This window comes from Campylobacter concisus (genome assembly GCF_902460595.1).
GTDB classification, from domain to species: domain Bacteria; phylum Campylobacterota; class Campylobacteria; order Campylobacterales; family Campylobacteraceae; genus Campylobacter_A; species Campylobacter_A concisus_BL.
This window is the reverse complement of record NZ_CABPVA010000001.1, coordinates 144805-158304: the sequence shown is the minus strand read 5'-3', so window position 1 is coordinate 158304 and position 13500 is coordinate 144805. Positions and strand designations below refer to the sequence as shown.

The window sequence follows — 13500 nt, the reverse complement described above, 5'->3', positions numbered from 1 at the left end:
TATAAAATTTGACTCTAAACTTTAAATTTAAACAAGAGAAATTTATAAATTTGAGTTTAGAAATAGTAGAAGTTAGGGTGTTTAAATTCCAGCTTCAAGCATCGCTTCGGCTTGATAGTGTGTGATAAGTGGCTCAATGATCTCGTCAAAAAGGCCTGCAGCCATGATCGCATCAAGGCGGTAAAGAGTTAAATTTATGCGGTGATCACTTATGCGGTTTTGTGGGTAGTTATAAGTTCTTATCCTGCCAGAGCGGTCGCCAGTACCGACCTGACTTTTGCGCTCACTAGTCTCTTTTGCAAGCCTCTCTTGCTCTTGCATTTCATAAAGCCTAGCCTTTAGCACCTTCATCGCAGCTTCTTTGTTTTTGTGCTGGCTCTTGCCATCTTGGTTTGTCACAACAAGCCCTGTTGGTATATGCGTGATCCTAACGGCACTATCAGTTGTATTTACCGACTGGCCGCCGTGGCCTGAGCTTCTCATAACATCAACTCTTATATCATTTGGATTGATCTCGATCTCGCTATCTTCGACCTCTGGCATGATAGCCACAGTCACAGCCGAAGTGTGCACCCTGCCCTGACTCTCAGTCTCTGGCACACGCTGAACTCTATGCGTGCCACCTTCAAATTTTAGCCTCGAGTAAGCGCCTTTGCCTTTTATAAGCACGATGATCTCTTTAAAACCACCAGTGTTGCCCTCGCTTTGGCTAACGATCTCAAATTTATATCCACGAAGCTCTGCATATCTGATGTAAGCGTTAAAAAGATCTCCAACAAATAGTGCAGCCTCATCGCCACCAGTGCCTGCGCGAATTTCTAAAAATATATTTTTATCATCGTTTGGATCTTTTGGAAGAAGTAAAATTTTGATCTCTTCTTCAAGCTTCTCTCTTGAAATTTCTAAATTTTTAAGCTCTTCTTTTGCAAGTTCGCCAAGCTCAGCGTCCTCAAGCAGAGCTTTATTCTCTTCGATGTCGTTTAGAATTTGTAGATATTTTTTTGCAGCAGTTGCGACTGGTTCGATAGATGATTGCTCTTTTGAGAGCTTTGTCATCTTTTCGATATCGTTTGCTATATTTGGATCGCTTAGAAGCGCAGAAATTTCATCATAGCGATCCAAAAATGGATGAAGTTTATCAGCAAACATTAAATTTTAATAGATTAAGCAGCTTTTAGAGTATTTACTAATTGAGCAAGGCGACTAACGCGACGAGCAGCAGTTTGTTTCTTCAAAAAGCCTCTACTTACAAAGCTGTGGATGCTTTTATTAGCAACTTTTAAAGCCTCATTTGCAGCTTCAATATCTTTAGCTTCTACAGCTACGCGCACTGCTTTTGTAATATTTTTAAGTCTAGTGCGGTAAAATCTATTTCTTTCTGTTCTTTTTATAGTTTGTCTAGCTCTTTTTTCAGCAGATTTATGGTTTGCCATAATATACCTTTTTTGATAATTTTAGTCCGTGATTATATGAAAAATATATTTAATTATAACTGAATTTAAGTCTGCTTTAAAACAAATAAAATTTTAGATTTTAAATTTGATAATTTCTGATAAAATAGCACCATTTTATAATAAAAAGGATAAATTTATGAAACTTTTTGGAACAGACGGAGTTCGTGGTAAGGCTGGCGAAAAGCTTTCAGCTCAGACATCTATGCGCCTTGCAATGGCAGCTGGAATTTATTTTAGAAAGACCTCAGCGACAAATGTGATATTGGTCGGAAAAGATACTAGAAAAAGTGGCTATATGATCGAAACTGCCATCGTCGCGGGACTAACTGCGGTTGGCTACAACGTCCTTCAAATAGGTCCTATGCCAACACCTGCGATCGCATTTTTAACAGAAAATATGCGCTGTGACGCTGGCATAATGATAAGCGCATCACACAACCCATACTACGACAACGGCATCAAATTTTTTGATAGCTTTGGTAACAAACTAGATGAAAAGATAGAAGCCGAGATAGAAAAAATCTTCTACGACGACGAGCTCATCGCAAACGCCCAAAAGACGATGACAGAGATCGGTGCAAACAAGAGGATCGACGATGTTATCGGCAGATATATCGTGCAGATAAAAAATTCATTCCCAAAAGAGTTAAATTTAAAGAATTTACGAGTAGTTTTAGACGTGGCAAATGGAGCTGCTTACAAGGTCGCACCAACTGTATTTAGCGAGCTTGGAGCTGATGTCATCGTCATAAACAACGAGCCAAATGGTAGCAATATCAACCAAAACTGCGGCGCGCTTCACCCAGAAGATCTAGCAAGCGAGGTAAAAAGGCTTCGTGCTGACATCGGCTTTGCATTTGACGGCGATGCTGATAGGCTTGTCGTTGTCGATGAAAACGGCGAAGTAGTGCATGGAGATGCGATACTTGGCTCACTAGCTGCATTTTTGCACGAGCAAAAGACTCTAAAAGGCGGTGCCATCGTGGCTACTGTTATGAGTAATGCCGCACTTGATGACTATCTAAAAGCTCACAAGATCAAGCTGCTTCGCTCAAACGTAGGTGATAAATACGTGCTTGAGATGATGAAAGAAAATGGCATAAATTTTGGCGGCGAGCAAAGCGGACACGTCATATTTAACGACTACGCTAAGACTGGCGACGGCCTTGTTACTTCAATGCAAGTTGTTGCGATGATGCTTAAAAAAGGAAAAAAAGCTAGTGAAATTTTTGGCGAGCTAAAGCCGTATCCGCAAATTTTGCTAAATTTAAAGATCACAGAGAAAAAGCCGCTTGATAAGATAGAGGGGCTAAAAGAGCTTGAGGCTAGCCTTGCAAAAGAGGGCATAAGATCGCTCTTTAGATACTCTGGCACTGAAAATTTGATCAGACTTTTGCTTGAGGGTAAAAATCAAACTTTAGTTGAAAAACGCATGGATGAAGTTGAGAAATTTTTTGTAAAAGCCCTAAATGCGTAAAAATTTGGTTAAATTTTTCATCGCGTTTTTTCTCATTTTTATCGTTGATCAAGCGATAAAAATGATATTTATAGATGGTTTTTCGTGGGAGGGCGAGTTTTTCTCGCTAGTTCTTACATATAATAAGGGTGTTGCATTTTCGATGTTTGCCTTTTTAGATGAGTGGCTAAAATTTATCCAGATCGCCCTCATTTTAGGCGTTTTTATCTATCTAGTCGTTGAAAAAAAACTGCTTTGCTCGCATGCCATTTGGCTTGGAGCTTTGCTAGGAGCTGGCAGCTCAAATATCACAGATAGATTTATCCATGGCGGCGTCGTGGATTACGTCTTTTGGCACAAGTGGTTTAACTTTGCGGTCTTTAACTTCGCTGATGTGATGATCGATCTTTGCGTCGTGATGATACTTTGGCAAAGTTTTAGAAAAAGGAGAGAGAGTGGGAAATAATATCTACGTCGCATACGCGCTTTGGCTACTTACTGGCTGGCTTGGAGCGCATAGAATTTACCTTGGTAAATTTATCACTGGCTTTTTGATGATGGGGTTATTTTTCGTTGGGTATGCTACGCTTTATTTCATTATAGGCATACCATTTTTAATAATTTGGGGCATTTGGTGGCTTATTGATGCATTTTTAGTTGGTGCTTATGTCGAGAAAAATTTACAAAAAGTCGAGCTAAAAGAGAAACTAAAACTAAAAGATAAAGAGGATGACTTAAAAAGGCTTTACGAGCTTTTTGAGAGTGGTGCGATCAGCAAGGCTGAATTTGAAGCTAGAAAAGAGATACTTTTTAGATAAGGAGACGTTATGGCAGAATATTATCTTTACTTAAAATACCTCCACTATTTGTTTTTCATCTCGTGGATGGCAGTGCTGTTTTATCAGCCAAGGCTCTACGTTTATCACGTAGAAAATATGGACAAGCCAGACTTTGTAAAAGTGGTTGAGGTGATGGAGTATAAGATGTATCACTACATCGGCTGGGTAGCACTCATTGGTTCATTTGTCACTGGCATTTTGATACTTATCGCGATGCCTGATCTTATAAAAACTGGTCACATCCATGTCAAAATTTTAGTTGTCATCTTAATGGCTATCTATCACCTAGACCTTGGACGCTACATGAAGCAGCTCAAAGAGAAACGCTGTAACAAAAGTGGCATCTTCTTTAGAGCTTATAACGAAGTGCCAACTATCGCGATGCTCATCATCATCTGGGTCATGATAGTAAATCCATTTTAAAGGAATTTGATGAAGAAATTTTTAGCATTTATCACTTTGCCAGCGCTCTTGCTCGCGGCTACTCAGTATTTTGAGCCGATGCAGATAAAATTTGACAACAGACTCTACTCGCTAGCAGGCTCAGCCAAGCCTGTGCCAAATTTATTCGCACAGGAGTACTTGCTCCCTGGTGAGAAACTAGATAGTTTTAGCTACATGCTCTCGCTAAATACCCTTAAATTTGACGCTACGCCAGAGCAAGCAGTCGAGCAAAAGATAAATGATCTAAAAGAGTTAAAGGCAAAAGGGCTAAAAGTAGCTTATAAAAAGGGCTCGCTCGCAAATGAAATTTATCTTGATATCACGATATTTTCAAATTTAAATGGCACTCCAACAGCCGAGCACTCGATATATCGCTACACCAAACAGGGTGGAAATTTAGTCCTTTTTACCATCCAAAGGCGTGCTTATAAAAAAGAGGGCATTCAAAGATTTGCTACAAATTTCACGATTGAGTCGCAAGATTTTAGCAAAAAAGCTCTAGCCACACCTTTCCCACAAATCATCAGCAAATAAAGAAATTTGAGTGTAAATTTAGCCTTTGCACTCAAATTTTAAAACCAGACTTAACAAATTTATCTAAAAATAAAACGAATAGTTATATGATAAGAAAAACTCAAAAAGGATAGCCTATGATACATAAAATTCTTATCGCAAATCGTGGTGAGATCGCAGTTAGGATAGTCAGAGCTTGTAGGGATTTACACATCCAAAGCGTAGGAATTTACACAGCGCCAGACAGCGAGTGCTTGCATGTAAGGATCGCTGATGAGGCCTATCAAGTGGGTGAAGATCCGATCAAAGGCTATCTTGACGCCAAAGCGATCGTTAAGCTCGCTAAAGAGTGCGGGGCTGATGCGATACACCCAGGATACGGCTTTTTAAGCGAAAACTACGAATTTGCAAAGGCAGTTGAGGATGCTGGGCTTATCTTCATCGGTCCAAAGGCCGAAGTCATCAAGAAAATGGGCGATAAAAACATCGCTAGATATCTGATGAAGAAAAACGGCATACCAATAGTGCCAGGCACTGAAAAGCTAAATGATGAGAGTATGGACGCCATAAAAGAGCACGCTAGACGCATCGGCTATCCAGTCATCTTAAAAGCAAGTGGTGGTGGTGGTGGCCGCGGCATTAGAGAGGTCTGGCAAGAAGAAGATATGCAAGATGCCTTTGAGTCGTGCACCAGAGAGGCCAAGGCGTACTTTAACAACGACGAAGTTTTTATGGAGAAGCTTGTCGTCAATCCTCGCCACATCGAGTTTCAAATTTTAGGCGACAACTACGGCAACATCATCCACCTTTGCGAGCGTGACTGCTCTATCCAAAGGCGCCACCAAAAGATCATCGAGATCGCACCTTGCCCATCTATCAGTGAAAATTTAAGAAAGATCATGGGGGTGACCGCAGTGGCAGCTGCAAAGGCTGTGGGCTACTCAAACGTAGGAACGATCGAGTTTTTACTAGATGACTACAACAACTTTTACTTCATGGAGATGAACACTCGTATCCAAGTGGAGCACGGCATCACCGAAGAGATCACAGGCCACGACCTAGTAGTTAGGCAGATAAGGATCGCTGCAGGCGAGATATTAGAGATCGAGCAAAGCGACATCAAACCACGCGGCTACGCGATAGAGGCTAGGATCACGGCTGAGAATGTCTGGGAGAATTTCATCCCAGCACCAGGCACGATCGAGGGCTACTACCCAGCTCTTGGTCCATCTGTGCGCGTCGATAGCCACGTCTATAAGGACTACACCATACCACCATTTTACGACTCACTTATCGCAAAGTTGATCGTCAAGGCGACTGACTACGATCTAGCGGTCAATAAACTTGAAAGAGCGCTTGAAGAATTTACCATCGAGGGCGTGCGAACGATCATCCCATTTTTGCTAACGATCAGCAAAAGCAAGGAGTTTAGAAGGGGATTTTTCGATACTAGCTACGTCGAGAAAAACTTAAAAACTATCCTTGAAAACACCTATGACGATATGAACAAAGAGCCAAATGACGACCTAGAAGAGGTCATCGTAGAGGCGATAAAAAGATATAAAAAGAAGAGGTAAATTTATCTCATTATGGCTTTGGCGATAAATTTCGCCAAAGCTAAATTTCCGCGCAAACTGCGTAAATTTTAGCTCCGTCATTTGCCACAGCATAGAACCTGCCACCGCTTACTAGCATGATCTGATCTGTGCTAAGGCTAAATTTCTCAAACTCTATCTCTTTTAATAGCAAGCCATCTTTGGCACTTATCAAAACTGGCTTATTTTTGCGGTTTGCGAGTAAAATTTGACCTTTGATCCAAACAAAATGCTCCGTGCCGCTGGTTTTAAACTTAAACACCACTTCGCCACTTTTTGCATCCACGGCGTATAGATCTCCGCCCTTGCCAGCGGTGCCAAAGTAAAGCACCCCATCATTCAGGCAAACTGGCGTGTAGAGATATGCGCCAAGCTTTAGCCGCCAGATAGTTTTGCCTATCCTTGCGCCCTGCTCTTTGGGCGGCAAATTAGCGTTTAAATTTTCATCTTTTGCTTCGCTTTTGAACTCTGCGCTGTCCAAAATTTCTTTGCACTCCATCATAAATGGCGAGCTCATTCGCACGCAAAAGCCATCAAATTCATACGTTTTAGCGTCGTTATATATCTCTTTTATGGGCTCATTAGCAACGCCGAGCTCGCTCATCAGCCCGTCACTTATCTTTATAAGCTTTGCTGGGGAGTTTATGTAGCCCTTGTAGTATCTAGTATTTAGCACGAAGTAGCCATTTTCTGGGTAGCAAAGTGCGTCGCTGGCTATGAAAATTTCGCTTTGTTTGTAGGTAAGCGTTGAGCTTTTATGCTCGCTAAAGTCGCGCGAAAATGTATCTAGTAGCACGTAGTTTGGCGTTAGTTTTTGAGCTATCTCTAGCTCACTAGGCACCCCAAAAGCAAAATGTACAAATGCAATGCGCTCACCCATCTCATAAATGCCAGTTACGCCGTGCCCGCGAAACTCCACGCCAGGCATATCAAGAGGATATGATCTAACCACGCTAGCTCCTTAAATTTATGGCGATTATAACCCAAATTTCAAAGCACACTGGGTTAAATTTGATAAAATTTGCCAAAATTTAGCAAATTTAAGGAGCGATATGTTTTTAAAACTAGACGAGATCGCTAAAAAACTAGATCAAATTTTCTTGCCGCTAGAGCAAGAGGGTATGAGCGGCATGAGACTTTTGCCGCAAAAGGACGCTTTGGCGTTTATGCAAGCGCAAAAGAGCCTTGGCGTAAATTTTCCAGCTAAATTTACGGAGCTTTTAAACAAATTTGATCTTGGAGAGTTTGAAATTTGCAATGTCAGCTTTGGCTCTAGAGGCGACCACGCGAGCGAGTTAGTACGCCTAAACAGCGTAGATGAGTTTGGTGGAAAATGGTGGAGTGGCGAGGAGAGGCCAGCAAATTTGATAGTTTTTGCCGTGGGAGATCCTTGGATATTTTTGCTTGATTGCGCGAGTGGTGCGGTCTATGCGTGGCTACTTGGAGATGAGGAGCTTTGCAGCAGGCGCGTTGCGAGTGACTTTGAAAAATTTTTCATAGCGCTTGCCAGCACCTATATAGCAAGACTAAATGGCGAAACCATGCCATCATCCGAGCAAATCCTAAATTTTGTCCAAGCAGACGACGCGGCACTTGATTTTTGGCAAGAGATGGCGCAAATTTAGTAAATTTAGGCTCACTCTAACTAAATCCTCTTTTATAAATTTATCCCAACAAATGATGCAAAAACCACTTTTTATAAATTTAGTTTCGATATGTAACACTCATTGCCCAAAATAAAAATATTAAAATATCTTTAAATAAAAATTTTTTCTAGCCGAGTTAATATTTAACTACAAAAAAAGGAAAAAGGAGCAAAAATGAGCGAGTACATCGAACAAACGATGGAGTGGATAAAGAAGACCAACCCAGGTCAAGGCGTCTTTGTCCAAGCTGCGACTGAGGTTCTAAACAGCCTAGAGCCGCTTATCAAAAGAGAGAGCAAGTACCAAAAACACGCGATCCTAGAGCGCATCGTCATCCCTGAGCGCACGGTGATCTTTCGCGTGACATACACAGGCGACGATGGCAGACCAAAGGTAAATAACGGCTACCGCGTGCAGTTTAACTCAGCTGTTGGCCCATACAAGGGCGGTCTAAGGCTCCACCCAAGCGTCGATCTTGGCGTGCTAAAATTTCTTGGATTTGAGCAAATTTTTAAAAACTCGCTCACTGGCGTAAATATCGGCGGCGCAAAAGGCGGCAGCACCTTTGATCCAAAAGGCAAGAGCGAAGGCGAGATAATGCGCTTTTGCCAAGCATTTATGAGCGAGCTATATCGCCACATCGGCAACACCGTGGATGTGCCAGCAGGCGACATCGGCGTGGGCGCTAGAGAGATCGGCTATATGTTTGGCCAGTATAAAAAGCTAACTGGCAGATTTGATGGCATCCTAACTGGCAAGGGGCTAAACTGGGGCGGCAGCCTAGCGCGCACAGAGGCTACTGGTTACGGATTAGTATATTTCACTCAAAACATGCTAAAAAAAGCTGGACTTGATCTAGAGGGCAAAAAGTGCAGCGTCAGCGGTAGCGGAAATGTCGCCATCTACACAGTCGAAAAGCTCTATCAAGCAGGCGCACTGCCTATCACCGTCTCTGACTCAAACGGATATGTCTATGACGCTGAGGGCATCGATCTAGCGGTGCTTAAAGAGCTAAAAGAAGTAAAACGCACTCGCCTTAGCGAATACACCAAATTTAGACCAAACGCAAAATATGTAAGCGTGAGCGAGTATAAAGAGGGCAGAAACGGCGTCTGGGACGTGCCATGCGACGGAGCCTTCCCATGTGCGACACAAAACGAGCTTCACCTAGCCGACATAAAAGTGCTTTACGCAAATGGCTGCCGCTTCGTGGCTGAGGGCGCGAACATGCCAAGCACGCTTGATGCGATAAATTTCATGCTTGCGCAAAAAGACTTTCACTTTGCTCCGGCAAAAGCAGCAAACGCTGGTGGCGTGGGCACAAGTGGCCTTGAGATGATGCAAAATGCCGGCATGACTTCGTGGAGCTTTGAGGAGGTCGATCGCAGACTTCATGGCATCATGAACCACATCTTTGAACTAAGCTACGAAACAAGTAAAGAGTTTGGAGATGAGGGCAACTTGGTGCTTGGCTCAAATATCGCTGGCTTTAGAAAAGTGGCTGATGCGATGATAAATCAAGGATATGTGTAGGCCATTTTGGCTCTGTAAATTTACGTCCAAGCTAAATTTGGACGTAAATCAATATAAGGCTGGCTAGGGTTTTTAGCCAAAATAGGATTTGCCTTTTGTGTGGCAAATTTTACTAGCAAGCTGGCAAATTTACGCTAGCTTGAAGTATTTTATGCGGTGTGTATAGAGCGTTTTTTTTTGACAAATTTTTGCTGGCGTGGCAGATATAAATTTGAAGCTTGGCTAAATTTTTTACTAGGGTGGCGAGCAGATCACTATTTTTAGAGCTTTTAGTATAAATTTTGTCAAAACAGCCGATATGGCGGCAAATGGTGGAGCGGCGAGGTTTGAGCAGTAAAATTGAAAGTTTTTGCTGTGAAGCGTCCTGTGGATATTTTGCTTGATTGCACGAGTGGTGCGGTCTATGCATGGGCTGCTTGGTGATGATGAAATTTGCAGCAAATGCATTGTGAGTGAGAAATTCTCATAGCGCTTGCAACTTCGACATAATAAGGCTAAATAGTGAAATCCTACCAGAGAATGAGCGAAACCTAAAATTTCACAAGCAGATAACAGATCACTTTTTTGACAAGAAATGGCTTATGAAATTTAGTAAATTTAGGCTCGTCCAGCCTAAATTCTCTTTTATAAATTTAAGCTACAAACAAGTAAATTTCTTACTAAATTTAGCCTAAGCACTCGCACACGCAACATAAATTTATAAACTCACAAGAAGTTCAAATTTACTTTACTAGATGACACTTGCTTGGTCAAATTTCAATAAAGTAACCCACGCTAGCGATAGCAAAATAATTAAATTCTGCTAAGCAAAGATTAAAATTTGATAAATTTAAGCTACAAATAATCAAATTTCTTACCAAATTTGCCTACCACATAAAACCAAAAGTAGTCAAAACATTTTGTAAAAAGCATCATTAAAACGATATTCTCTTGTAAAATTTAGCTAGCTCATAGGCAAAATCTAACTTAAAAACACCAGCATCGCATTTAAATTTACAAGCTCGCAAGAAGTTTAAATTTACTCTAATAGGCTGCGTTTGCTTGGTCAAATTTCAACAAAGCACTCACGCAAGCGATAGAAAAATGATTAAATTCTGCTAAGCAAAGATTAAAATTTGATAAATTTAAGCTACAAATAATCAAGTTTCTTACCAAATTTGCTCATCAAATAAAAACAGAAGTAGTAAAAACGTTTGCGAAAAGCATTTATCAAAGCGACACCCCACCCTTGCCAAATTTAGCCTCAAATACTCATGCAAGCATATAAAAAACAAAATTTAAAACTCACAAGAATTTTTTAGGCACAGCACTTTTGCGAGTGATAGCAAGATAATCAAATTCTGACAAAAATTTAAAATTTGCTAAATTCAAGCTACAAACAAGCGAGTTTCTTACCAAATTTAGCCTGCAATTAGACAAAATTTGGTTTCAAACACCCACGCAAACACTTAAATTTACAAACTCGCAAGCCACATCAACCGCAAACGCCCTTGCGTAAATTTAGAAAATATAAAAATGATAGAATTTTTGAAAATAGTTATTTGTGAGTTTTTGTATTAAAAATTTAATGAAAAAGAGCAAGCACTAGCCTGCTCTTTGTGAAAATTTAACCCTTTTTTGGAGTTACAAGCATATTTACATAACGACCTTCTATTATAGGCTCTTTGTCGCGGTCAGCCTCATCTTTGATCATCTCCCAGACCTTCTCAAGCATGGCTACTCCAGCCTCTGGGGTGCTCATCTCGCGACCCTTTAAAAATACACGAAATTTAACGTGTTTGCCATCTTGCAAAAACTCGCTTGCGTGTTTAACCTTGTAGTTTATATCGTTTTGGGCGATCTTGACAGAGAGTTTTATCTCTTTTATCTCGATGGTTTTTTGCTTTTTCTTGGCCTCTTTTTGCTTTTTCTCTTGCTGATAGCGGAATTTGCCGTAGTCCATTATCTTGCAAACTGGCGGCTTCGCGTCTGGCGCTATAAGCACTAGATCAAGCCCAAGCTTATTTGATATCTCTAAAGCCTCATCTCTTGAGATGACACCATATGCCGTGCCATCATCCCCTACACATCTTACCTCTCTCGCCCTTATGTCCTCATTGAGCAATACTTCATTTTCCTTACTCAAAAATGTACCTCACTAAGTTTCTCCTTCGTTAAATTTATAAATTCCGCCAAGCTCATATCGCTCTGCGTCCTAGCCTGTCTGTCGCGCAGCGCAACGCTCTTGTTCGCTACTTCGTTGTCTCCTAGCACGACTATCATAGGCACCCTTTGTTTTTCTGCCGTTCTTATTCTCTTATTTAAACTCTCATTTTTACTTGCGATCTCGCTATCGACGTTGATCTTTCTTAGCTCGCGCGAAATTTCTTTTGCGTAGTCTAAATGCGCGTCGCTAATAGGCACGATGACGACTTGCGTAGGAGCTATGAAAAATGGTAGCTCGCCAGCAGTGTGCTCAAGTAAAATTCCTATAAATCTCTCAAAACTGCCAAGCAAGGCTCTGTGAAGCATTACAGGGCGCTGTCTTTCGTTATTTGCGTCGATGTAGCCTAGGTCAAAGCGCTCTGGCAAGTTAAAATCGACTTGTATCGTGCCACACTGCCACTTTCTCTTAAGAGCGTCAGTTATCTTAATGTCGATCTTTGGTCCATAAAATGCGCCGCCGCCCTCGTCGATGCCGTATTTAAAGCCATTTTCATCAAGGGCTTCTTTTAGCGCTTTTGTAGCTGTATCCCAAATTTCATCGCCGCCGATCGCTTTGGCTGGCTTGGTTGATATCTCCATCTCATAGTGGAAGCCAAAATTTTCCATTATCGTGCCAGCAAATTTTAAAATTTCTAAGATATTTTCTTTGATCTGGCTTGGCATACAAAAGATATGTGAGTCATCTTGTGCAAATTCTCTAACCCTAAAAAGTCCATGAAGCACGCCGCTTTTTTCATGGCGGTGCACGACGCCATACTCGAAAAATTTAAGTGGTAAGTCGCGGTAAGAGCGGATGTCACTTTGATAGACTTTGATGTGACCAACACAGTTCATCGGCTTGATGCCATACTCTGTCTCATCGATCGTTGTAAAGTACATATTTTCTTTGTAGTTTGCGTAGTGACCGCTTCTTCTCCACACGTCAGCCTTTAAAAGCTCAGGACCACGCACTGGCTCATAGCCGCGGTCGCGGTGGGCTTTGTATAGAAGTTGCTCTAGTTTTGATCTTAAGCGTCCGCCATTTGGTAGCCAGATAGGCAAACCGCCGCCCACTTCTTCATCAAATGTAAATAGCTTCATCTCGACGCCAAGTTTTCTGTGATCGCGCTTTTTAGCCTCTTCGATGATGCGGATGTGCTCTTTTAGGCTCTCTTTGTCTGCGTAAGCTGTGCCGTAAATTCTAGTTAGCATCTCACGGCTCTCATCGCCGCCAAGATATGCGCCAGCCACGCGTGTAAGCTTGAAGAATTTTAAAAATTTAGTATTTGGCACGTGCGGTCCGCGGCAAAGGTCCTCAAAATCGCCTTGTGCGTAGCTACTCACTTCGCCATCTGGAATTCTTTTTAAGACCTCTTGTTTTAGGTCGTCGTTTTTAAATTTCTCACTCATATTAGCTTTAGTTGAGCAGGTTTTAACGATGTCAAATTTCTTCTCAGCAAGCTCTTTCATCTTATCTTCGATCGCTGCTAGATCGCTCTCACCTAGCTTCGTGCCCTCATCATCAACTCTAAAATCATAATAAAATCCATCTTCTACGTTTGGTCCGACAAAGAATTTCGCCTTTGGATAGAGTGATTTGATAGCTTGTGCCATGAGGTGCGCACAGGAGTGTCTGATAACATGTAGTGCCTCTTTTGAGTTGTCAAAATAGATAGGCTCAGCACTACTCTCACGCCCTGCGATACTTTGAGTATCGACTATTTCGCCATTTAGTTTGTATGCGATGATATCGCTCATTGTTTTTCCTTATATCAAATTGTCTTTTTTACGATAAAAGAACGATTAAGGATTTTATCGAAATGGGCTTTAAGCTAA

The 13500-nt window shown here is 41.5% G+C and carries 15 protein-coding genes; 9 read left to right on the top strand and 6 right to left on the bottom strand.

Going from position 1 to position 13500, the window contains the following annotated elements:
• Positions 1 to 81: 81 nt before the first annotated feature.
• The gene (gene prfA, locus F3G86_RS00720; protein ID WP_149722691.1) at positions 82 to 1149 is read right to left on the bottom strand and encodes a peptide chain release factor 1; all 1068 of its coding nucleotides are present in this window, start codon (positions 1147 to 1149) and stop codon (positions 82 to 84) included.
• A 14-nt stretch (positions 1150 to 1163) separates the two neighbouring features.
• Positions 1164 to 1433, bottom strand: coding sequence for a 30S ribosomal protein S20 (rpsT, locus tag F3G86_RS00715; protein WP_009295094.1), 270 nt, complete (start codon positions 1431 to 1433; stop codon positions 1164 to 1166).
• 157 nt (positions 1434 to 1590) lie between these two features.
• Between rpsT and glmM the strand changes: the two genes are divergently transcribed.
• From glmM to F3G86_RS00685, 6 genes are all read left to right on the top strand, one after another.
• A complete protein-coding gene (glmM, locus tag F3G86_RS00710; protein WP_103558329.1) occupies positions 1591 to 2931 on the top strand; it encodes a phosphoglucosamine mutase in 1341 nt (446 codons plus the stop codon).
• Positions 2924 to 3376, top strand: coding sequence for a signal peptidase II (lspA, locus tag F3G86_RS00705; protein ID WP_103599277.1), 453 nt, complete (start codon positions 2924 to 2926; stop codon positions 3374 to 3376). Before glmM ends, lspA begins: the two co-directional genes overlap by 8 nt.
• Positions 3366 to 3728, top strand: a complete 363-nt coding sequence (locus F3G86_RS00700) for an NINE protein (RefSeq protein ID WP_149722690.1) — start codon at positions 3366 to 3368, stop codon at positions 3726 to 3728. The genes lspA and F3G86_RS00700 overlap by 11 nt, the downstream gene beginning before the upstream one ends.
• A gap of 9 nt (positions 3729 to 3737) precedes the next feature.
• A complete protein-coding gene (locus F3G86_RS00695; protein WP_004317437.1) occupies positions 3738 to 4172 on the top strand; it encodes a HemJ family protein in 435 nt (144 codons plus the stop codon).
• Positions 4173 to 4181: 9 nt separating this feature from the next.
• Positions 4182 to 4727, top strand: coding sequence for an HI_0983 family protein (locus F3G86_RS00690; protein ID WP_149713625.1), 546 nt, complete (start codon positions 4182 to 4184; stop codon positions 4725 to 4727).
• Between the two features lie 116 nt (positions 4728 to 4843).
• Entirely contained in the window at positions 4844 to 6283 is a 1440-nt protein-coding gene (locus F3G86_RS00685; protein ID WP_004317286.1) for an acetyl-CoA carboxylase subunit A, read from the top strand.
• Between the two features lie 40 nt (positions 6284 to 6323).
• Here the strand turns inward: F3G86_RS00685 and F3G86_RS00680 are convergent, their stop codons facing one another.
• Positions 6324 to 7253 (bottom strand): outer membrane protein assembly factor BamB family protein, encoded by a 930-nt coding sequence (locus tag F3G86_RS00680; protein WP_149722689.1) that lies wholly within the window; start codon positions 7251 to 7253, stop codon positions 6324 to 6326.
• Positions 7254 to 7353: 100 nt separating this feature from the next.
• On the opposite strand from F3G86_RS00680, the gene F3G86_RS00675 reads away from it, so the two are divergent.
• Together F3G86_RS00675 and gdhA are read left to right on the top strand one after the other, a co-directional pair.
• Positions 7354 to 7926 carry an SMI1/KNR4 family protein gene (locus F3G86_RS00675; RefSeq protein ID WP_149722688.1) on the top strand — a complete coding sequence of 191 codons (573 nt, stop codon included), beginning with the start codon at positions 7354 to 7356 and terminating at the stop codon, positions 7924 to 7926.
• Positions 7927 to 8121: 195 nt separating this feature from the next.
• Positions 8122 to 9480 (top strand): NADP-specific glutamate dehydrogenase, encoded by a 1359-nt coding sequence (gene gdhA / locus F3G86_RS00670; protein WP_148806785.1) that lies wholly within the window; start codon positions 8122 to 8124, stop codon positions 9478 to 9480.
• A gap of 112 nt (positions 9481 to 9592) precedes the next feature.
• Here gdhA and F3G86_RS00665 read toward each other — a convergent pair whose 3' ends face one another.
• Positions 9593 to 9889, bottom strand: coding sequence for a hypothetical protein (locus F3G86_RS00665; protein WP_149722687.1), 297 nt, complete (start codon positions 9887 to 9889; stop codon positions 9593 to 9595).
• Between the two features lie 43 nt (positions 9890 to 9932).
• On the opposite strand from F3G86_RS00665, the gene F3G86_RS00660 reads away from it, so the two are divergent.
• On the top strand, positions 9933 to 10154 hold the full coding sequence (locus F3G86_RS00660) for a hypothetical protein (RefSeq protein WP_148806787.1): 222 nt from the start codon (positions 9933 to 9935) through the stop codon (positions 10152 to 10154).
• A 932-nt stretch (positions 10155 to 11086) separates the two neighbouring features.
• Here the strand turns inward: F3G86_RS00660 and infC are convergent.
• Together infC and thrS are read right to left on the bottom strand one after the other, a co-directional pair.
• On the bottom strand, positions 11087 to 11605 hold the full coding sequence (infC, locus tag F3G86_RS00655) for a translation initiation factor IF-3 (protein WP_009295104.1): 519 nt from the start codon (positions 11603 to 11605) through the stop codon (positions 11087 to 11089).
• Complete coding sequence (gene thrS / locus F3G86_RS00650; RefSeq protein ID WP_103568693.1) at positions 11602 to 13422, bottom strand: threonine--tRNA ligase; 1821 nt, start codon at positions 13420 to 13422, stop codon at positions 11602 to 11604. The genes infC and thrS overlap by 4 nt, the downstream gene beginning before the upstream one ends.
• Between the last annotated feature and the right edge of the window lie 78 nt (positions 13423 to 13500).

Coding starts and splice junctions, on each gene's coding strand:
- thrS (WP_103568693.1), bottom strand. CDS start 13,422: ATGAGCGATATCATCGCATACAAACTAAATGGCGAAATAGTCGATACT.
- prfA (WP_149722691.1), bottom strand. CDS start 1,149: ATGTTTGCTGATAAACTTCATCCATTTTTGGATCGCTATGATGAAATT.
- rpsT (WP_009295094.1), bottom strand. CDS start 1,433: ATGGCAAACCATAAATCTGCTGAAAAAAGAGCTAGACAAACTATAAAA.
- gdhA (WP_148806785.1), top strand. CDS start 8,122: ATGAGCGAGTACATCGAACAAACGATGGAGTGGATAAAGAAGACCAAC.
- F3G86_RS00690 (WP_149713625.1), top strand. CDS start 4,182: ATGAAGAAATTTTTAGCATTTATCACTTTGCCAGCGCTCTTGCTCGCG.
- F3G86_RS00685 (WP_004317286.1), top strand. CDS start 4,844: ATGATACATAAAATTCTTATCGCAAATCGTGGTGAGATCGCAGTTAGG.
- glmM (WP_103558329.1), top strand. CDS start 1,591: ATGAAACTTTTTGGAACAGACGGAGTTCGTGGTAAGGCTGGCGAAAAG.
- F3G86_RS00695 (WP_004317437.1), top strand. CDS start 3,738: ATGGCAGAATATTATCTTTACTTAAAATACCTCCACTATTTGTTTTTC.
- F3G86_RS00665 (WP_149722687.1), bottom strand. CDS start 9,889: ATGCATAGACCGCACCACTCGTGCAATCAAGCAAAATATCCACAGGAC.
- F3G86_RS00675 (WP_149722688.1), top strand. CDS start 7,354: ATGTTTTTAAAACTAGACGAGATCGCTAAAAAACTAGATCAAATTTTC.
- lspA (WP_103599277.1), top strand. CDS start 2,924: ATGCGTAAAAATTTGGTTAAATTTTTCATCGCGTTTTTTCTCATTTTT.